At 30.4% G+C, this 20,027-nt stretch carries 18 protein-coding genes; 11 read left to right on the top strand and 7 right to left on the bottom strand.

Features of this window, described 5'->3' with window-relative positions:
- Positions 1–6: 6 nt before the first annotated feature.
- From KQI86_RS03745 to KQI86_RS03735, 3 genes are all read left to right on the top strand, one after another.
- Positions 7–1,302, top strand: a complete 1,296-nt coding sequence (locus KQI86_RS03745) for an acetyl-CoA hydrolase/transferase family protein (protein ID WP_216437808.1) — start codon at positions 7–9, stop codon at positions 1,300–1,302.
- A gap of 216 nt (positions 1,303–1,518) precedes the next feature.
- A complete protein-coding gene (locus KQI86_RS03740; protein WP_216437807.1) occupies positions 1,519–2,565 on the top strand; it encodes an ArsR/SmtB family transcription factor in 1,047 nt (348 codons plus the stop codon).
- A 21-nt stretch (positions 2,566–2,586) separates the two neighbouring features.
- Complete coding sequence (locus KQI86_RS03735) at positions 2,587–3,882, top strand: MFS transporter (RefSeq protein ID WP_216437806.1); 1,296 nt, start codon at positions 2,587–2,589, stop codon at positions 3,880–3,882.
- Positions 3,883–3,956: 74 nt separating this feature from the next.
- Here the strand turns inward: KQI86_RS03735 and KQI86_RS03730 are convergent, their stop codons facing one another.
- The 3 genes from KQI86_RS03730 to KQI86_RS03720 are packed head-to-tail and all read right to left on the bottom strand — an operon-like array spanning position 3,957 to position 6,373.
- Positions 3,957–4,691 (bottom strand): ABC transporter permease, encoded by a 735-nt coding sequence (locus KQI86_RS03730; RefSeq protein WP_216437805.1) that lies wholly within the window; start codon positions 4,689–4,691, stop codon positions 3,957–3,959.
- 12 nt (positions 4,692–4,703) lie between these two features.
- Positions 4,704–5,459 (bottom strand): ABC transporter permease, encoded by a 756-nt coding sequence (locus tag KQI86_RS03725; RefSeq protein ID WP_216437804.1) that lies wholly within the window; start codon positions 5,457–5,459, stop codon positions 4,704–4,706.
- On the bottom strand, positions 5,459–6,373 hold the full coding sequence (locus KQI86_RS03720; RefSeq protein WP_216437803.1) for an ABC transporter ATP-binding protein: 915 nt from the start codon (positions 6,371–6,373) through the stop codon (positions 5,459–5,461). The genes KQI86_RS03725 and KQI86_RS03720 overlap by 1 nt, the downstream gene beginning before the upstream one ends.
- Before the next feature lie 255 nt (positions 6,374–6,628).
- Between KQI86_RS03720 and KQI86_RS20480 the strand changes: the two genes are divergently transcribed.
- Entirely contained in the window at positions 6,629–7,363 is a 735-nt protein-coding gene (locus tag KQI86_RS20480) for a response regulator transcription factor (RefSeq protein ID WP_343216135.1), read from the top strand.
- A complete protein-coding gene (locus tag KQI86_RS03710; RefSeq protein WP_216437802.1) occupies positions 7,360–8,784 on the top strand; it encodes a sensor histidine kinase in 1,425 nt (474 codons plus the stop codon). The genes KQI86_RS20480 and KQI86_RS03710 overlap by 4 nt, the downstream gene beginning before the upstream one ends.
- Positions 8,785–8,987: 203 nt before the next feature.
- Here the strand turns inward: KQI86_RS03710 and KQI86_RS03705 are convergent, their stop codons facing one another.
- Entirely contained in the window at positions 8,988–9,575 is a 588-nt protein-coding gene (locus KQI86_RS03705) for a TetR/AcrR family transcriptional regulator (protein WP_216437801.1), read from the bottom strand.
- Between the two features lie 299 nt (positions 9,576–9,874).
- On the opposite strand from KQI86_RS03705, the gene KQI86_RS03700 reads away from it, so the two are divergent.
- A complete protein-coding gene (locus KQI86_RS03700) occupies positions 9,875–11,677 on the top strand; it encodes a flavocytochrome c (protein WP_343216134.1) in 1,803 nt (600 codons plus the stop codon).
- Between the two features lie 77 nt (positions 11,678–11,754).
- Here the strand turns inward: KQI86_RS03700 and KQI86_RS03695 are convergent, their stop codons facing one another.
- Both KQI86_RS03695 and KQI86_RS03690 read right to left on the bottom strand, forming a co-directional pair.
- The gene (locus KQI86_RS03695; protein WP_216437799.1) at positions 11,755–12,519 is read right to left on the bottom strand and encodes a YwaF family protein; all 765 of its coding nucleotides are present in this window, start codon (positions 12,517–12,519) and stop codon (positions 11,755–11,757) included.
- Positions 12,520–12,795: 276 nt separating this feature from the next.
- On the bottom strand, positions 12,796–14,394 hold the full coding sequence (locus tag KQI86_RS03690; RefSeq protein ID WP_216437798.1) for an N-acyl-D-amino-acid deacylase family protein: 1,599 nt from the start codon (positions 14,392–14,394) through the stop codon (positions 12,796–12,798).
- 198 nt (positions 14,395–14,592) lie between these two features.
- On the opposite strand from KQI86_RS03690, the gene KQI86_RS03685 reads away from it, so the two are divergent.
- The 3 genes from KQI86_RS03685 to KQI86_RS03675 are packed head-to-tail and all read left to right on the top strand — an operon-like array spanning position 14,593 to position 17,618.
- On the top strand, positions 14,593–15,438 hold the full coding sequence (locus tag KQI86_RS03685; RefSeq protein ID WP_216437797.1) for a MurR/RpiR family transcriptional regulator: 846 nt from the start codon (positions 14,593–14,595) through the stop codon (positions 15,436–15,438).
- Positions 15,439–15,492: 54 nt separating this feature from the next.
- Entirely contained in the window at positions 15,493–16,797 is a 1,305-nt protein-coding gene (locus KQI86_RS03680; RefSeq protein ID WP_216437796.1) for a GntT/GntP/DsdX family permease, read from the top strand.
- 26 nt (positions 16,798–16,823) lie between these two features.
- Entirely contained in the window at positions 16,824–17,618 is a 795-nt protein-coding gene (locus KQI86_RS03675; RefSeq protein ID WP_343216133.1) for a serine hydrolase, read from the top strand.
- A gap of 132 nt (positions 17,619–17,750) precedes the next feature.
- Here KQI86_RS03675 and KQI86_RS03670 read toward each other — a convergent pair whose 3' ends face one another.
- A complete protein-coding gene (locus tag KQI86_RS03670) occupies positions 17,751–17,981 on the bottom strand; it encodes a DUF1292 domain-containing protein (protein ID WP_216437795.1) in 231 nt (76 codons plus the stop codon).
- 491 nt (positions 17,982–18,472) lie between these two features.
- Here KQI86_RS03670 and KQI86_RS03665 point away from each other — a divergent pair, with 491 nt between their 5' ends.
- Together KQI86_RS03665 and KQI86_RS03660 are read left to right on the top strand one after the other, a co-directional pair.
- Positions 18,473–18,964, top strand: coding sequence for a GNAT family N-acetyltransferase (locus tag KQI86_RS03665; RefSeq protein ID WP_216437794.1), 492 nt, complete (start codon positions 18,473–18,475; stop codon positions 18,962–18,964).
- Positions 18,965–19,104: 140 nt separating this feature from the next.
- Entirely contained in the window at positions 19,105–19,965 is an 861-nt protein-coding gene (locus KQI86_RS03660) for an MBL fold metallo-hydrolase (RefSeq protein ID WP_216437793.1), read from the top strand.
- The last annotated feature ends 62 nt before the right edge of the window (positions 19,966–20,027 follow it).

Genomic DNA, 20,027 nt, shown 5'->3' with positions numbered 1-20,027 from the left:
AGAATCATGAATTATAAAGAGGAGTATTCAAAAAAACATATTACTATGGAAGAAGCTTTGGGTAAGGTAAAGTCAAGAGATGAGATTGTTGTATCCTTAGCAGCAGCTGAACCAGTAGGGTTTTTATCTAACCTTCATAAAATCAAGGAAAGGGTAGAAGAGGTTTCCGTGGTAACTTGTCTTAATATGAATAACTATGAATTTACTTCAGACCCATCTATGAAAGGTCATTTTATCAATGAGACTTGGTTTTATAGTCCATTGACGAGAAAGGCTCATAATAATGGCACAACTAGCTTTGTTCCAAATCATCTTCATAGAGCTGCTAAGGATAGACTATATTATAAAAAACCAAATATTTTTGTAGGTAGTGCAACACCAATGGACAAACATGGATATTTTTCTTTATCCTTATCCGTTACTTATGAAAGAAATTATGTGGAGAAGGCAGATTTAGTGATATTAGAAATTAATGAAAATCTTCCAGTGGTTTATGGGGATACAATGGTTCATATAAGTGAAGTGGATTTTTTATATGAGTATAATGGAAAGGTACCAGAGCTTCCACTGGTTACTCCTAGCAAGAAGGATATTATTATTGGAAATCTTATTGGAGAGCTTGTTGAAGATGGCTCAACAATACAATTGGGCATAGGTGGAATACCGAATGCAGTTGCTAAAGCCCTTGAAAATAAAAAAGATTTAGGGGTTCATACAGAGATGATAACGGAAGGAATGTATGAACTTTATAAAAAAGGGGTAATTACAAATAGAAGAAAAACTCTTCATAAAAATAAAATGATAGGAACATTTGCTTTGGGAAGTAGAAAGCTCTACGATTTTATAGATGGAAATCTTGGGGTAGAGCTTAGACGTGGTGAGTATGTTAATGATCCCTATGTAATAGGACAGAACTATAAAATGGTATCTATAAACACTGCTCTTCAATTGGATTTAACAGGTCAATGCTGTTCAGAAGCTCTAGGCATTAGACAATATAGCGGAACTGGTGGACAAAGTGACACTGGAGTTGGGGCTAAAAACTCTGAGGGAGGAAAGTCCATAATAGCTTTATACTCCACGGCTAAAAATGACACCATTTCAACTATAGTCCATTTCTTAAGTCAAGGAGCCCCAGTATCTTTTTCTAGAAATGATGTGGATTATGTAGTTACTGAATATGGAGTAGCTAGATTAAGAGGAAGAAGTATAAAGGATAGAGTTAAGCAGCTTATAGATATAGCTCATCCTAATTTTAGGGAGGATTTAAAAAGCCAAGCAGAAAAATATGCTATATGGTAGAGTTATGAGTAAAAAGCTTCTGGTGTTCTTTATAAAAATGAACATGACAGAAGTTTTTTCTTGTTTTAATACATAGAAATATATCTTAATATCCTTTCAAAATATATAAGAAAATAATATTATTCGATATATGTTGAATATATGATTCGAATATGATAGAATGATTTCGAGATAAAAATTGGTAATATCAATATAATTTTCGAAAGGGCGGATATTATGAAACTTCTTAATCTTAGTTCAAGTACAAAAACAACTTATGAAATTCACATGAAATACTCTTCTTTATGGGAATGTGCATTGGGTATAGCCGCATCTACTTATGACGAACTGCATCATACTCTTGAAAAGTCAGGGAAGTATTGGAAAGATACAATAGAAAAATTACCTGCTGCAGTAGAAAAAGAACTGATGTATAGTAAAAGGCACAATACATGGAAGACGTTGCTTCAGCTGCTCTATTTAGAAGATTTTACAGGCTTAAATAGCTTTTTAAAATATATAAGAAACTTAGAAGAGGGGGAGTTAAGATTTTATTCAATTCCATTTTTAGGGCTTAAAAATGAAGAGGATAGAAAAAATGCTTCCATTGGAAATAAAGAAGCTATGGAAGAATTAATAAAAAGTTGTTCAAACAATAAATTTTTTCCAAGCTACATAGAATTTATATGTAATGTACCTGTTGATACCCTTAAAAACCATCTTGAAATTTTAATGAAGGGATGGTATGAAGCTGTAATTAAACCAGATGAAGAATATATTTTATCAGTACTTAAGAGGGATTTTGAAAACAAAAATTTAATGAAGAAAAACCTATCTCCTGAAAAATTTGTTGAGTGGGCTACAGGGGGTAGAGTATATTTACCAGAGCCAACAATAACCAATGTTTTACTTATACCTCAATATTCTTACAGGCCATGGACTGTTGAAGCCGACAGTAGGGATACAAAAATATTTTATTATCCTGTAAGTGATGAAAGCATAGAGAATAGTAAGGATGCTTATGCTCCAGATTTTAGTTTAATTCAAGGATATAAGGCTTTAGGAGATGAAATGAGGCTTAGAATTATAAAACTTCTCTATGAAGAGGACAGAACACTTCAGGAATTAACGGAAAAGTTAAACCTTGCAAAGTCTACCGTTCACCATCATTTAAGTATGTTAAGATCAGTACGACTTGTAAAAATCGTGGAATCTAAGTACCAATTGAATAAAGAATTTTTGTTTTTAATGGAGTCTGAGCTCAAAAGCTATTTAGAGAGATAATTTATAAATTGGAGGTTTTTTATGATTGAAGGGTATAATTCCTACTCAAATAACTCGATTAATAAAACTCGATTTCAAAGGTTGATGCCAATTTATAAATTGATGACGGGAACAATGATTTCTTTTATAGGAGATCAAATTTATATGATTGCATTACCCTGGATAGTATATAATATCACAGGTTCAGTAGCTCAGATGGCTACCGTTACGGCAATAGGAAAGATTCCAAATATATTTCAACCCATCACCGGAGCCCTAGTGGATAGGTTTAATAAGAAAAAACTTCTTTTAATATGTGATGCAATAGAAAGTACAGTGGTATGCTCAATGGGCTTTTTATATTTGGCAGGTGGGTTAGAAATATGGCATATATATTTAGCTACTATATTTTTAGGATTTTTAGGACAGATTTATGACGCAGCTAGGTTTTCGGCCATACCTTTAATGGTAGAAAATAATGACTTGCATTTTGTAAATTCCCTTGATTCAGGGATTTATAATATGGGGATTTTAATAGGGCCCTCTATTGGTGGAGCCATAATCACCCTATATAATCCAGGGTATGCTCTATTACTTAATGGAATAAGCTTTTTAGGAACTCTAATAACAACTCTATCCATTGATATACCAGATAATATATTAAATAATAGATCAGAGGAACATAATATAAAAGGTGAAGAAAAAGGATGTGAAAATACATCACTTTTAAAGGAATTAGGAGATGATCTAAAAGTAGGTTTTCAGTTTGTATTTAAAAATCCTATTTTATTTCACACTAACATTGCTTTAATTTTTTCTACCATAGGAACCACATTGTTTTTGACAGTAATGTTTTTTTACCTGCGAAGTGTGATCTGTCTTGATGCTCAACAGGTAGGGATATTGCTTTCCATAGGTGGAATTGGTGCCATGTTAGGTTCTATATTTACTAATTATCTACTAAAATATCTTTCATACATAAATGTAATAATTATAGGATTCATAGTAGGAGGAAGCTCTATTATAATCTTTGGAAGTGTTGAAAATTATCTCCTTCTTATATTGAGCAATGCCTTGGGAACTTTTGCGGCGTCGCTGATTAATCCATGTGTGGCGACTATAAGACAATCTATTACACCCAAGCATCTTCTTGGAAGAGTTCAAGCAACAAGCAAATTCATGACGTGGACTCTTATACCAGTTTCAGCATATTTATCAGGTTTATTATCCGATTATTTTGGAACTACTACTACAATAGTAGTAGGAGGAATTATACAGATGGCAGCGTCGTTGATACTTTTTAGAGTTTCTCAAACCTTTAAGACAAAGGGGCATTAAGCCCCTTGAAAAATTAATTCAGTTATTTTATCTAAATTGATATTTAATATTTAGAGCATATATTTAGATTATCTTCAGATATCTTTCCTGTTAAAATTTCTGATGCCTATTAACATGGATAATGCAAATGTTATAAGAAGCATTAAGTAAAATACAGGTATTGAAGATATAGGAGATTCATCAGGTGGTGACATTGCCAACATAGGTTGGGCCCAAGGATAAAATTGTCCTAATTTAGTATTTACTATAAATAGAGATGGTAATGTAAAAACTATGTTCACAGCAATGGGAATTCCAAAATTGTCCCAATGAAAAGAAAATATCAATTGTATTGCTATCAAAGGAAAAGAAGCTAACCACCCTCTAAAACCAAAGACTACCAGGGTAAGCCAAGGAATATCAGATTTTATCCCTGTTAAATGGCCTAAAATCAAAAATAGAGTTAATAATATAAATTGAGTTATTGCCATAAGAGAAGCTGACAATAAAAACTTACATATATATGTTTTTGAACGTGAGATTGGCAGTGATAAAATTTGTTTCCATCCTCCACCTATATGTTCTGTTCTACAAACTAATGCTGTATATATGCCAGATAGTATAGGAAGTATAAAAGATCCCATAAAAATATCTACTTGTGTCCACGCCTCTAACCAAGGATTATCTCCTGGCTGCATAAAAATATCATAGTTGTTAAAGAAATTTGTAAGAGCTAAAACTACTGCAATAATTGATCCTAAAATAATTACTATCCATACTCGCAATCTGCGAATTTTTAATATTTCTGATGAGAAAATATTACTTAGCATGTCATCCTCCTTTTACATATCTTTATGTTTAAAATGTAGTGTACCTGTTATTAAAAAAATACATCCAATAACAAGACTACCTATAATAAAAATCCTTAAATCAGGGTTGTGTGTTAATCCTTTTTCACCAAGCATAATAGTTGAAGCTTGTGTAGGATAAGCCCAAAATAACCAACGTAGATTTTTATTCATTGCAAAAAATAGTCCCATCATACTAGAAATAGCACCTGCGGCAATAGGGAAGGCCTGGTTTTTTATAGTCATTGATAACCAAAGTTGCAGAGTTATTATTGGAAAAGAGGTAATATAAACTAATATACTATCCCCTAATAGTGACTTCCAAGGAATATTACCTTTAAAATTAAAGATAAAACCTATTAGCAACATACCTATTGTCAGAGCTATAGATGAAATAAAAAGACTAATCATCAACCATGATAATTTTCCTAAATAAATATTTGTTTTAGGAATGGGTAAAGAAAGTATTTGTTTCCAGCAATTTGATTGATGTTCAATATTACAAAGAGCAGAAGCTATAATAGTAATACTTAAGGGAACACCTAAACCAAGTAAAAGGCTATTATCAAAAATTAAATAATCCCATAATGAATTAGCGTTAAACATTTCGGTCATCTTTTCTATATATTCAACTCTAAAAAAGAAATTAAGTGATTCATAAACAAAAATCATTAATGGTAATGATATGCTTATCCAAAATAATGACATACCTTTTAACTTTAATTTGTCCGAATTAATGGTATTATACATTATAGGCTAATCCCCTTTCCTATCAACTCTAAAAAGATGTTTTCTAATGATTGTTTTACCTCTTCCAATTTATATACGGATATTCCGTTGTTAATAAATAGTCTGTTTATTTTAGCGGCAACAGAACAGTTGTAGTTAGGTAACCATATACAATTATTTTCTAAATGTCCCCTAGCTCCTAATTTATTAAGTAGGTCAGATGCTTTATCAATATTATCAACTTGAATTTTTAATTGGGAATGGCCTCTATTTCGCAATGTATTTATAGAATCTTGAAATATTAAATTACCATTATTAATAATCCCTACCTGTGTTGCTATTTGGTCAATTTCACTTAATAGATGGCTTGAGACAATTACAGTCATACCATATTTTTTAGGGAATTCCTTAATTAACTCTCTAATTTCTTGAATCCCAGCAGGATCTAATCCATTAGTAGGTTCATCTAAAATTAGAAGTTCTGGCTGATTAAGGAGTGATGTAGCAATGCCCAATCTTTGCTTCATTCCCAAAGAATACTCCTTAGTAAGACGGTGTGATTCCTTAGTAAGCCTAACAATATTTAATACTTCATCTATTCTATTTTGTGGAGCATTTATAAGACGTCTAACAGCTTCTAGATTTTCATATCCAGTTAAATGACCATAATAAGATGGATATTCAACCAGGGAACCAATTTTTTTTAATATGTTTAATCTGTTTTCTTTAAAGTTTTCACCAAATATTTTTATTTCTCCATGAGTTGGACGAACTAGACCTAGAAGCATTTTTATAGTGGTGCTTTTACCAGCTCCATTAGGACCTAAAAAGCCATAGATTTCCCCTTTATTAATGGAGAGATTAATTTTATTTACAGAAGTTTTTTTTCCATATTTACGAGTTAAATTTGTAGTCTTAACAACAACCTTTTCCATATCAATCACCTCAAGGATTATTTTAGCACACCTATGTAAAACAGAGGTTTAACCTTATCTAAAATCTTACTAAACTTAAATTTCTTATAAATAATATAAGAATCAAGTTAATATGAGCGTTTTCATGTAGTTTAGGGTCTGATAAGGCTTTAAACCTAAATATGGGCTAAATACAATATTAACAGAGCATTAACTTTTCCTTTAGATTCTTATCAAAATTTTATTATTTGGTATAATATTAATACTATATAGGGGGTGATTACTATAATTGATGAAATTTTAGGAGCTAAGTTATTATTTGTAGATGATGATAAGTACATAATTGATTTATTAAAAATTACATTTAATAAAGAACAGTTTCATAATATTTATACTGCTAATAATGGACAAGAAGCTATTCAAATATGTAAGAAAATAAATATAGATTTGATTTTACTCGATGTAATGTTACCAGATTGCGATGGTTTTATTTTATGCAGGCAATTGCGTGAAATTACAAATGTACCCATATTATTTTTAACTGCAAAAATTACAGATCTTGATGAACTATCAGGCTTTGCTTTTGGAGGAGATGATTATATTAAAAAACCATTTAATCCTCTAAAAGTAGTAGCAAGAGTTAAAGCACAATTAAATAGAAAACATATTCTGGAGAATATTTCTATTGAAAAAACAGTTCACAATTTTAATAGATTTCAAGTTTATGCGGAATCTGGCAAACTTATTGTGAATGGAGAACAAGTAGAGTGTCCAGCCAGAGAATTTCAACTTCTTGTATTTTTATGCCAAAATCCTGATATAGTATTTAGTAAAAAACAACTTTATAGAAGAGTTTGGAATGATAGTTTTGGGGATGAAAGTACAGTAATGGTTCACATTAGGCGTTTAAGACAAAAGATAGAGATAGATCCAAGTAACCCACAATATATAATAACTGTTAGGGGATTAGGATATAAACTTCAACCTGAGAATACTGAGGTAATTAATTGAATAATCAGAGAAGATTAACAGCTTACTTTTTACCGAGAACTATTATTTTATTATTATTAAGCTATTTTGTTTTTTTATCTCCATTATCTTTATTCAATCTTCTATTAAAACATGAAAATAATCCCATATCGGAAGTTTTTGTTTCAACAATCATAGAAAATACAATTATACAAAACGAAAAGGTAATAGTTAAGCAGAATATTTTAGATAAGATAAATCAAGAAGATATGTGGTTACAAATCCTTAACGCAGAAGGTTATGAAATTTTTCAATTTAATCGACCTAAAGATTTTCAAATACAATATGCTCCAGGAGAATTAATATTAGAAAAAAACAATAACGCTAAAAATGAGTATATGATTTTTACTGGATTTAAGAATATACAGGGGCAAAAGTTAACTTGGATAGTTGGACAACATAATTTTACTAAAGACAAATTAGAGCTAATTCTAATTATTTTAGGTATGATTTTAGCTGCTATATTTGCTTCTATGCTTTTCAGTAAGTGGATAGGTAAGCCTCTTGCTTACATTCTTTTTTGGTTGCAACAATTATCAAAGGGAGCTTATTTAGAAGAAAATACAAATAATATTACACCAATATATGAAAATAAAAATGGAAAGATTAAAAGGCCATATATAATATACAAAGAGGTTATATTTGCTCTCAATCAACTTACTTTAAAGTTAAGAGAAAATGAAAAAGAGAGAAAAGAGTTGGATAAATTAAGAGAAGAATGGATTACTTCAGTTTCTCATGATATAAAAACTCCTTTGTCTGTTCTAAAAGGATATGCAGATTTATTAGCCACAGATACTTTAGTATGGAATGAGAAAGAAGTTAGTCAATTTGTATCTATAATTCAAGACAGAAGTTGCTACATAGAAGAACTAGTAAATGATTTTAACCTGATTTTTCGATTAAAAAACAATGATTTACCTATTAATAAAAACAATGAAGATGTTATAGAGTTACTTAGAGAGTGCATGATTGATATCACAAATACATCTAAAGGGAAAAAACAATATTTAAATTTTTATAGCAATGATGAGGAATTATTTTACCCAGTAGATAAAAAGTTGTTTAAACGAGCTATAGATAATTTGCTTGTAAATGCTGTAATGCATAATCCTGAGAAAACAACTGTAGAACTTAAAGTATGCTCTTTTGATAATAAAAGCTTAGATAAAAATGTTTCTAATTTTCAAATTATAATTCAGGATGATGGGATTGGAATGGATAGTAGAACCCAACGTCATTTATTTGAAAGATATTATAGGGGAACAGATAGTAGTTCTGATGTTAAAGGAACTGGGCTAGGAATGGCAATAGCACAACAATTAATTTACGCACATAAAGGGGAAATTTCTGTGAGCAGTGCACCAAAAAAAGGGACAAAAATAACTATAACATTAGGGTGAGATCTGTAAGGATAAATAGTTTAAATTAGTTGTAAAATAAAAATCAGTTCAGATGGGCTTAAAACCTCATCTGAACTAAGTTTCACTTTATAAGTTTTGCTAAATAAACTTTGACCCAATTTGGTTAAATTCATGATGCGACCTCCATAATGAGTATATATTTACATTATAATACAGTAAATAATTGGAGTGCAATGATTTTACTAACCATTTACTACCTTAACTAAACGTCTTACATAATTATCAACGAATTCAACAAGATCATATTCGCCGTTATGTAGGCACCAGTCATAAACTACTCCTCTTACAGCAATAAATAAATATTCTACTATTTCTATGGGGGTCATATCCGTGGATATTTCTCCAGTTTTTTGCCCCTCTTCGATAATGTTTTGTAATACAGTTTGCATATGTCTTCCTTTAGTTATAAATAATCTATTATGAACGTTGTATAGCTGCTTTATAAAATCAAGACCTCTATTTACATTATAATCTGCATAGTAACGAAAGAATGCAATTATCCTATTATGAGTACTGCCTTCCTTCAAATCATTAGCCACAACATTTAAGAAATAATCGTCTGCCACTCTATATACTTCATCAAGAATATCATTCTTTGATTTAAAACAATTATAAAAAGATCCCACTGATACACCAGCTGTTTTGCATATTTCATCTACAGTAATATTTTCAAATCCTTTCTTCTCTATCAACTCCACGGCAGTGCGATATACTTTATCTTGAGTATTCTGCGCCTGGATTTGCCTTTTTGTTAATTTATTTTTGACCATGAAATCTCTCCTATTTTTATTAATTTCACAATAGAGTATAGCAAATAATCTATTTTAAGTAAAATGAAGAAAATTACGATGATTTACCAATAAAAAATCTGTGTTACAAAAATAGAAAATATTGTATTGACATACTATTAACAATTAAAGTATAATGAACTCGTTCAGTGAATTAATTCATAATTGTTAAAGGCGCCAAATAAGGGAAAAATATAAAAATATAATGAGTAGAACATGAATAATACATAGTAAAACATATAATTATTAGTAAAAATAGAGATTTCAAAGGGGAGAAAATGGTGAAAAAATTAACATTAACTAAAAAAATGATTTCTACTTTTATGTGTTTAACATTAGCAATATCTACAGTTGGTTGTAAATCCAAACCTACAGGGACAGAAGCACTATCATTTAAAGCAGGTACCTATACAGCTTCTAAAACTGGACATAATGCTGATATAAAAGTTGAGGTAACCGTTGATGATACTTCAATCAAAAGTGTAAAGATTCTTGATCATAAAGAGAGCCCAGGTATATCCGATCCAGCAATTGAGAGAATTCCTAAAGCAATAGTTGATGGACAAACTTTAGCAGTTGATGCTATATCAGGTGCAACAATTACAAGTAAGGCAATCCTTGCAGCGGTTACTGAGGCAATTAAGTCAGCAGATGGAAACATCGAAGCCCTTAATGTTAAAAAGGAGAAAGATCCAAAAGCTAAAGGTGAAACTAAGGAATATACCACTGATGTTGTAGTTATCGGTGGGGGTGGCGCAGGTCTTGCAGCAGCTGTATCTGCACATCAAAATGGTGCTAAAGCCATCGTATTAGAAAAAATGCCAAGACTTGGAGGAAATACTATACTCTCCGGTGGTGCATATAATGCAGTTGACCCTAAAAGACAGAAAGCACAGGGAATAGAAGATTCCGTAGATAAACATTATACTCAAACATTTGAAGGTGGAGACAAGCTTGGTAAACCTGAACTTATCAAAGTTCTTGTAGAAAATGCATATCCTTCTATTGAATGGCTTGAAAAGCTAGGAATGAAGTTTGATGACAAAGTTTTTACAGTTTTAGGTGGAATGTGGCCAAGAGCTCACAAACCTTCTACGGCTTTAGGAACAGGATTTTCAGATACTTATCTTAAATATATTAATGAAAATGAAGGTGTAGAAATTCTTATGGACACTGAAGCTACAGAGCTTTTATTGGATGGCAATAAAGTGGTAGGAGTAAAAGCTAAAGGTGTAGATGGAGATGTAATAGTTAAAGCTAATAATGGTGTAGTTATAGCAACAGGTGGTTTTGGAGCAAATGTTGAGATGAGAGATAAATACAACAAAAATTGGCCTAAACTTACTGAAATCAAAACAACTAATCATCCTGGTGCAACAGGTGATGGATTAGTTATGGCAGAAAAAGTTGGAGCAAATCTTATTGGATTAGATAATATTCAATTACTTCCAATGGGAGATCCTAAAACAGGAAGCCTTAGCGGAAACATTGAGCAGGGCGTTGAAAATCGTATTTTTGTAAATAAAGATGGTAATCGTTTTGTTGATGAAGGTGCTCGTAGGGACGTTATGACTAAGGCATTAATGGAGCAAAAGGATGCCTCTATGTGGGTAATTGTTGATAAACATTCCTATCCAACAGGAGATACAAAGAATAATTTCAATGAATCTATAGATGAGCTTGTTGAACAAGGAAGAGCTTACAAAGCTGATACCCTTGAGGACTTAGCAAAACAAATTGGCGTAGATCCTGCTAACTTTGTTAAAGCAGTAGATGAATTTAATAAGGCAGTAGAAAAAGGTGGAAAAGATAAATTTGGCAGAACACTATTTGCTGATAAAATTGATACTGCTCCATTCTATGCAGGTGCACGTGTACCTACAGTTCACCATACAATGGGCGGAATAGAAATTAATGAAAATGCACAAGCTTTAGACAAAAAAGGTAATGTAATTCCAGGTCTATATGCAGCTGGTGAGGTTACAGGCGGTATACACGGTAGCAACCGTTTAGGAGGAAATGCATTAGCGGATATAACAGTATTCGGTAAAATTGCAGGTGAAAGTGCTGCGTTGAAAAAGTAATAAGTTGAAAAAATAATAAATGGAAGTGTAGCAGAATTTACATTGATACACTTCCATTGTTTTTGCTGAAATTAATTTTAACAATATGTAAAATTAATTTCATTTATTTCTATAGAAGAATTTTTATATATATGCTTTACTGTAATATAAAATAAAATCATGGACACATTGAATACAGAAGCTGCCAAAATAGTATAGGCAAATGGTTTCATATTTAAAAGTAAATCTACATTAAATGGTGGTGCGTTTAAATAACCATAGTTAGCACTAAAGATTATGTTGAATTTATATATAAGTACATTATATACATTTGTAAATATTAAAATAGAGTGCAAACTTTTTTTGGTTATAGGATATTTTTCAACATATAAAAGGTATATTGAAGCCCACAACATAACAATATGACCTATAAAAAAAGATAGCAAAGTATAATGTGGGAAATTAAAAGGATCTGTAGAGGGGAATAATAATGCAAAGATTGAACCTATTAATCCCCAATAACAAGAAACATTCTTAAATATATTCTTATTTGTTACAAAAGCTAAAATTGTAAATATAATGGCTATTCTACAGTTATAAAGAGGCAGACTTTCTTTAATAGTAAAATATCCAGAAAAAGCATACCATAAATATAAAGATATTTGCTGAACTGATAATACTGAAACTACTGTAATTTTAAAATATTTATCAAGTCTAGAATCTTTAAAGCTATCTTTATTTTTTATGATAAGAAGTGTTCCTAATAATGCAACTAAAAGTATTACAAGATGCATTGTACTCATTATTGGAAAGCTGTAGTTATCGGGTGTTCCTCTAAAAAAATATTTTAAATTATTTATCATAATACCATCACCTCGATTACAGAATCTCGAATTTCTAATTTAAAATATAATACAGGTGTAAATTTAAAACATATTTATAATATATTTATATGGCAGCTATAAAATGTAATATTCTATAAAGATAAGGCTTGTACTTTTGCAGAATATTGTTATCCTATAGTAAAAATATAAATGGAACAAATCCAACAAATAAAACCCTGTTGACTTTGTTCCATTAAATTCATATAAGTAATTACGTAACTGTATTATATCATAAAATATTAAAATCCACTATGATTAATGATGATTTTTTGTTTTTAACAATACTTTACCATTATAAACTTTATTTTGAATATTATTTTCAATAGCCATTTTTCCACTTACTAAAACATACTCTATACCTTTAGGCTTAGCAAAAGGCTGAGTAAAGGTAGCTGTATCCTCAATATTGTCTAAATTTAGTATAACTAAATCAGCTATTTTACCTGCCTCTATGATGCCCCTATCATTAAGTCCTAATAATTTAGCAGGAAGTCCTGTTATTTTATAAATTATCTTTTCTAGAGGTAATAAATTTTTACTTAAAGATATCTTAATGTATCTAGGAAATGTTCCAAAATTTCTTGGATGAGGAGTACCGAATCTAAAATCATTGAATCCTATGGCAGCTCCATCACTTCCAACAGTAATATTTTCTTGCTTCATTATATACTCTACATCATCTTCATTCATGCTATAGTAAGTTACCACAGCGGAACCTTCTGTTTCTAAAAGTAATTTTTTAACCACTTCAGCTAAGGAGATGTTAAGCTTATTTGATATTTCTAGTAAACTTAATCCTCCATAATTTTCATCCGTTCCTTTTGCAGAAGAAACTACTATTTTATCACCGCCTCCACGAGAATATATATTTTCTTCTATTTTAGCGGCAATGCTTTCCCATTTAGGGCTGTTAAAAGTATTCTTTATAGTTTTTATTCCACCCTCTTGAGCATCTTTTGGGATGATTGGATAGAGTGAAGTACAAGATGCCGTATAGGGATATTGATCACAAGAAATATCAAGTCCTTCTTTAATAGCCTCATTGATTAGATCAATAATTTCTTTTCCACGTCCCCATTGATTTCTTCCCATAAGTTTTAAGTGTGAAATATGACAATGAACATTACTTTCTCTAGCTATATCTATCATTTCTTTTACAGATTCAAAAACTGTGTCACCTTCACCACGCATATGAACAGTTAATATGGCATCATGTTTTTTTAATACCTTGGCCAATTCTACTAGCTCCTCTTTTTCTGAAAAGCTTCCTGGTGGATAAACTAATCCTAGAGACATTCCCCAAGCTCCAGATTTTAATTCTCTTTCTAATAAATATTTCATTTCATTTAACTCATCATCAGTAGGCCTTCTGTTTTCAAAGCCCATTACGGTCATTCGTAAAGTTCCATGACCAATTTGAGGAAGGTTGTTTATTGAAGGTCCATTTTCATTTACTCTTTTTACGTATTCATTTAAAGTAGAGAAATTTAAATTTATTAAATCTGTATTGTAGCATAGGGAGCTACAATAATTCATTAAATCTTTCTTTATAGAATCGTTGTTAGGAACTAAGGATATACCACAGCTACCTACAAGCTCTGTGGTAATACCTTGGAATATTTTACTTTCAAGATCTTTATAGATTAAAAATGAACTGTCTGAATGAGAGTGCATATCTATAAATCCAGGAGATAGTATATTTCCTTTAGCATCTATTGTTACCTTACCCTCTAAAGTAGAATCTTCTCTACAAATTTTTTTGATTACATCCTTTTCAATTCCTATGGATCCTTTGAAAGGCTTATTGCCACTTCCATCTACAATAAGGGCATTTTTTATTACTATGTCAAACATATTTTTCCCTCCTTTGTAACAATATATAAGTAATATCTAAATTAATTATATCACAAATTTTTAATTAATGAAAAAATATTTTCAAAAAACAAAGAATTAGTAAAAATATTTTTAAATTTACTGACAAAATGAAAATAATGTGTTAAAATATTTAAAAAAAGAAAATATATTTTCGGAAATGTAAGGAGAGGATATCCTATGGAAGATAATGTTTTTAATATAGTTGAAAAAAAGTATTCAGGTTTCACAAAAACTTATAAATTAATAGCTGATTATATTAAGGAAAATTACTCAGATATTGTGTTTCTATCTATCCAAGAGCTAGGAGATAGCATGGGTGTGAGTAATTCAAGTATAACAAGATTTTGTAGAGAATTAGGTTACGCTGGATATGCAGAATTTCAAAAAGCTTTGCAATCATTAATACAAAAAGATATTACCCCGATGAAAGAAATAAAAAAATCTATCTCTGATTTAAGAGATGAAGAAGATATATTACAAAAGACTATAGAGCTAAACATAGCTACTCTTCAAAGCATGTATTCAGAAAATTTGAAAATAGATTTTCAAAAGGCTGTAGAGTTGGTAAGTAAAGGTAAGAGAATATACATAGTTGGAACTAGATCCACATTTACTGTAGCATTTTATCTTTATTTTATGTTGAGTAGGTTTATGGATAATATAGTTCTACTTTCCCCAGGACAAATGGATGTATACGACAAAATATCCACCATTGATAGTGAAGATGTTTTAATATCCATTAGTTTTTCTAGATACACTAAATTCACTTCAGATGTGACAAATTTCTTTAAAAATAAAGGATGTAAAATAGTGGTGGTTACTGATAGCCATAGTTCACCTGTTGCAGTAAAAGGAAATTGCGTTTTAATTCTAAAAAATAGTTCATCTACTTATTCTTATGTGGCTGCTATGACTGCTTTAAATGCTCTTGTTACTGCAGTGGGAGCAAAGAATCAAGAGAAAACCTTAGCTAAAATGGATGAAAAAGAGAAGAATTGCTTTGAAAATGATATATATGTTTAAAATTTAATTTTATATAAATTTTAGATTATAAATTATAACAAAGGAGGATTTATTATGATATTTGGACTACCTAAAATTCTAGGACTATTACCATTAATTTTCTACATTATAGTTTCCTTTAAAGGAAAGGACATGCTATGGGTTGTACTTTTGAGCGTAGTATTAGGAGGGGTTTTAACTGGACAAACTCCTATAGACTTTGGTAATGCAATTGCTCAAGGATTAGGTTCTTTTTTAGGCTTAATAGGTTTTGTAATCCTTTTAGGTGCTGGACTAGGAGAACTATTAACTCAAACTGGAGTAGCGCAAAACTTAGTTCATTTTGTAATGACAAAAACTGGAGTTAAGAGTAAAAAGCAGGTTATTATTGCTAGTATGGTATCATCATTTTTAGTAGTTGCCTTACTTGGTTCCATGGCAGGAGGAAATGCCATACTGGCTCCTATTATCATTCCTATAGTTGCAAGCTTTGGGATTACACCAAATGCTCTAGGGGTTTTATTGCACGGTGCTGGTGCAGCTGGGCTATTTATTGGACCTTTTGCTCCACCTGTAGTTACTACAATGGGATTAGCAGGATTAAGTTATGGTAAATATATGTTATACGCAGGTATTCCACTAGCAATAATTGTTTTAGTAACAACTTATTTTGTATCCTTAAAAACACAGGCAAAATATGAAGGCATTGAAAGCTATGGTAAAGAAGATATTGTGGATGAAAGTAATTTTGTTCAAAATGAAAAGTCTAAAAAGGCTACAATTACTTTTTTAGTAGTTATGTTGATTTCTATGGTATATGGAATTATAAATAAAGCTGGCGCTTCCTATGTTATTGTAGTTATTACCTTAACATCCCTTATAGTTGGACATGTAGCAGGATTTAAGCCAGAGGATAGTTTAAAAGCTATTATTAAAGGTAGTTCAAAGATGTACTGGATATTTATACTATTTGTACTTTATGATCCATTCTTAAACTTTGTAACTAAGTCAGGGGCTTTTGATGCTATAGCAGAACTTATAAAGCCACTTATAAATGCAGGTGGACCAGGAATGTTTATGATAGTAAGTACTTTAATTGGAATATTTGGAGTTTCAGGTGCTGCTGTTGCTCAAGAAACAGTTATGCATGAGATGTTTTTACCAATACTACAACAATTCAATTTCCCAATGACTCTTTGGGCTATAGTATTATTAGTAGGTTCTCAAATAACATCCTTTGCATACCCAACTGGTGACATGGTAGGACAAATGGGACTTGCTAGATCTAAGGATTTAAAATCTTTAGTGAAAAATGGAATAATAATAACTATAATAAGTTTATTGTATGTAGCAGCCTTTGCTTTCTTCTATAAATTTTAGGATAATCTCATAGAGGAGGGGTTACTGTGAGTAGTTTTAATGAAATGACAGATAAAATTAAAAATGAAATAGAAAAATTTAAAGGTACTTGTGGAGTAATAATCAAAAATAAAAATACAGGAGAATACTTTGAATATAATGAAGAAGAAGTGTTTCCTTCAGCAAGTATTATAAAGCTTTCAATTTTATTGGAATTATTCAAAAGAGTTGAAAGAGGGGAAATTAATCTTAAGGATAGAGTGGCTATAAGAGATGAAGATAAAGTAGGGGGCTTTGGAATATTAAAAGATTTAGATTCAGAACTCAATGTAACCATAAAGGACTTAGCCACATTGATGATTATATTAAGTGATAATGTAGCCACAAACATGCTCATTGATATTTTAAATATGGATTCAATAAATAATACTGTGAAAGATTTAGGAATGAAGGATACAGTACTTGGAAGAAAAATGATGGATGGGGAAGCTAAAAAGAGGGGAATAGATAATTATACATCAGCTAAAGATACTTTAATAATATTAGAGTCTTATTTAAATTCCTCAAAGGTAGCAGAACTATCTTCTAATACTCAAGATATTATATTGGACATACTAATAAAACAACAATGTAATAATAAACTTCCTCTTTTAATGCCAAAGGGAATTATTTTTGGACATAAAACAGGGGACCTTCCAGGAGTTGAACATGATACGGGAATACTTTTTTCAAAAGAAGGGGACATTGTGATTGTAGTTTTAACTAAGGATTTGATAGATAACAGTGATGGAATAGAGTTTAATAATATTGTTGGAAAAATAGTTACAGAATATTATAGATAGTATATTATTGATGAAAATTAATTTATTATAAACTAATGCACTGTAGACAAATGTGCTATATATCTAAAATGGACAAGCATTATACACTCTCTTAGCTTGAGAGTGTATAATGCTTGTTTTTCCATATAGAACTTATATAAGCTTTGAAACAGATTTTACTTGGGATAATTCCTGCTCATTATCTACTAGTTCTAAACATTCGTTTCCGTCTTGCATGCTAAATTTATACACTTCTAAATTAGAAATGTTATTTTCAGGGGACATTACTACATAGTCTTTTTTATTTACTGAAAGAAATTCCTTTACATTGTATTTTACTAAATTACCATCTTCATCTCTAAAAGAATAGGATTTAACACTCATATATAACACTCCTTTAAATTTAAAAATTCTAAAGTTATGTTATGTAATTATGAAGAATTTTATTAATTTTATTTAATAATAATATATAAGAATATAAATGCTATGGTATAATTAGGAAATTAATGTTATTAAGATATTTAAGATATAAAGTTAGAGTGATTTATCCGATGACTACCATCCGTAATACTCCCATCGCACTCTGTGAAAGCGATTCACATAAAATCAAAGATTTTAGTTCTCTGCTTGCACTCTGTGAAAGCGATTCACGTAAAATCAAAGATTTTGGTTCTCTGCTTTTCTACAAGTGAGAGATATTAGAACTCTTGAGCTTCACCGATTTAGAGTTCTTATGCTGTGCATAACGGATGGTACGTTCCTGGATAAGTTCTTCTAAGCTTCAGTTGGAGTAAGTATTCATTTTAAGTAAACTCCACCTGAAGCTAAGAATCACTTGATACAATCTTAGATTAGAGAAGTGGAGGGTTAGAAAAATGAAGTATAGGATTTATATAGAAAAGTTTACATCTCACGATTTTGAAAAATATTATAGTTTGGTTAGTGACGAAGGAGTAATGGCTATGATTACAGAAAGAGCAATTCCCATAGAAGAAGCAAAAATATACTATGATTTGTTGCTAAAAAATAATGAACAACATAAATCTTTTGGTAACTTTAAGGTTTTTCATTATGAAACAGGGGATTTTATAGGATTGGCGAAACTTGCAATTGAAGATAATAATTTAGAAGAAGCTGAGTTAGGCTATATGTTGCTACCTGAATATTGCGGAAAAGGATATGGAAGTGAAATTGCAAAACTTATGCTTGAAAAAGCAATCAATGAGAAGTCCTTAAAAAAGATAGTTGCAATTATAGATCCAAATAATAAGGCTTCAAGAAAAATACTATTAAACAATGAATTTGTTTCAGAAAAGGTTTGTGAAATCGATGGTCTACCTGGTGAAATATTAAGTAAGAAATTATAAAACTTATAAAAAAAATTAACTATTGATATGAGAGGATCTTTATTATAGCATTATTAGGAAGGATTTCATAAAAATAAATATATAATAACTTTACAAATTTAATAAAGATAAATTTAACATCAGTACAGGGAGTGAAATACATGCTAAAGAAATTAACAAATAGAATATATTATATGCCAAATGAGGAAAGAACAGATAGACCATTGCTAGGTTTAGTTATAGGGGATAAATATTCAATGGTTATAGATTCGGGGAACTCAGAAAAACATGCTAAGGAGTTTTTAAAAGAAGTTAATAAAATGGATATTCCACCTCTTAAATATCTTTTTATAACTCATTGGCATTGGGACCATGTATTTGGAATAGCTTTTATGAATTTAATTACTATATGTCATGAAAAAACAAAAGAAAAAATAGTAGAAATGAAGACTTTAGATTGGAGAGATGAGGCGCTAAATAAAAGGGTGGAAGATGGTGAAGAGATAGAGTTTTGTAGTAGTATGATAAAACTTGAATTGCCAACACCACTTAGAGATGAATTGATAATAGGTGATGTGGATATAACCTTTAAAGATGAAATTACAATAGACCTAGGAGGGATAAGCTGTGTCATTGAAAACATTAAAGGAGATCATTCAGAAGATTCCTCTATAGCCTATATTCCAGAAGAAAAAGTTATGTTTTTAGGTGATGCCATATATGAAGATTTATATAGCGGTGAATGGAGTTATTCTACGGAAAAACTTTTCCCTATGATCCATAAAATAAAAGATAAAAAAACAGAATATTATCTGCCTTCTCACGGACCAGTGGAGAGTAAAGAGGAGACCTTGAAATTATTTGATGAACTTATTACTATTGGAGAATTTACCGGAGATGAAATACTGTTTAATAAAGTCATAGAAAAATATATAGAGAATTTTAAAAAAGAACCAGACGAGGAAACAGCTTATTATATCAATAGTTTTGTCAATGGTAATAAGAAAAGGAATAATATATAGAGTATAAGATATAAAACATGAAATATAACATACAGTATATTACATACAGTATATTACATACA

This window comes from Clostridium mobile, from assembly GCF_018918285.1.
Classification (GTDB): domain Bacteria; phylum Bacillota; class Clostridia; order Clostridiales; family Clostridiaceae; genus Clostridium_AW; species Clostridium_AW mobile.
Note: the sequence above shows the minus strand (reverse complement) of the source record. Positions and strands in the feature narration are given on the sequence as shown.

Excerpts from the sequence above, each read along its gene's own strand:
- KQI86_RS03690 (WP_216437798.1), bottom strand. The coding sequence starts at position 14,394 with ATGTTTGACATAGTAATAAAAAATGCCCTTATTGTAGATGGAAGTGGC.
- KQI86_RS03730 (WP_216437805.1), bottom strand. The coding sequence starts at position 4,691 with ATGCTAAGTAATATTTTCTCATCAGAAATATTAAAAATTCGCAGATTG.
- KQI86_RS03660 (WP_216437793.1), top strand. The coding sequence starts at position 19,105 with ATGCTAAAGAAATTAACAAATAGAATATATTATATGCCAAATGAGGAA.
- KQI86_RS03665 (WP_216437794.1), top strand. The coding sequence starts at position 18,473 with ATGAAGTATAGGATTTATATAGAAAAGTTTACATCTCACGATTTTGAA.
- KQI86_RS03685 (WP_216437797.1), top strand. The coding sequence starts at position 14,593 with ATGGAAGATAATGTTTTTAATATAGTTGAAAAAAAGTATTCAGGTTTC.
- KQI86_RS03670 (WP_216437795.1), bottom strand. The coding sequence starts at position 17,981 with ATGAGTGTTAAATCCTATTCTTTTAGAGATGAAGATGGTAATTTAGTA.
- KQI86_RS03720 (WP_216437803.1), bottom strand. The coding sequence starts at position 6,373 with ATGGAAAAGGTTGTTGTTAAGACTACAAATTTAACTCGTAAATATGGA.
- KQI86_RS03695 (WP_216437799.1), bottom strand. The coding sequence starts at position 12,519 with ATGATAAATAATTTAAAATATTTTTTTAGAGGAACACCCGATAACTAC.
- KQI86_RS03680 (WP_216437796.1), top strand. The coding sequence starts at position 15,493 with ATGATATTTGGACTACCTAAAATTCTAGGACTATTACCATTAATTTTC.
- KQI86_RS03740 (WP_216437807.1), top strand. The coding sequence starts at position 1,519 with ATGAAACTTCTTAATCTTAGTTCAAGTACAAAAACAACTTATGAAATT.
- KQI86_RS03705 (WP_216437801.1), bottom strand. The coding sequence starts at position 9,575 with ATGGTCAAAAATAAATTAACAAAAAGGCAAATCCAGGCGCAGAATACT.
- KQI86_RS03735 (WP_216437806.1), top strand. The coding sequence starts at position 2,587 with ATGATTGAAGGGTATAATTCCTACTCAAATAACTCGATTAATAAAACT.
- KQI86_RS03725 (WP_216437804.1), bottom strand. The coding sequence starts at position 5,459 with ATGTATAATACCATTAATTCGGACAAATTAAAGTTAAAAGGTATGTCA.
- KQI86_RS03745 (WP_216437808.1), top strand. The coding sequence starts at position 7 with ATGAATTATAAAGAGGAGTATTCAAAAAAACATATTACTATGGAAGAA.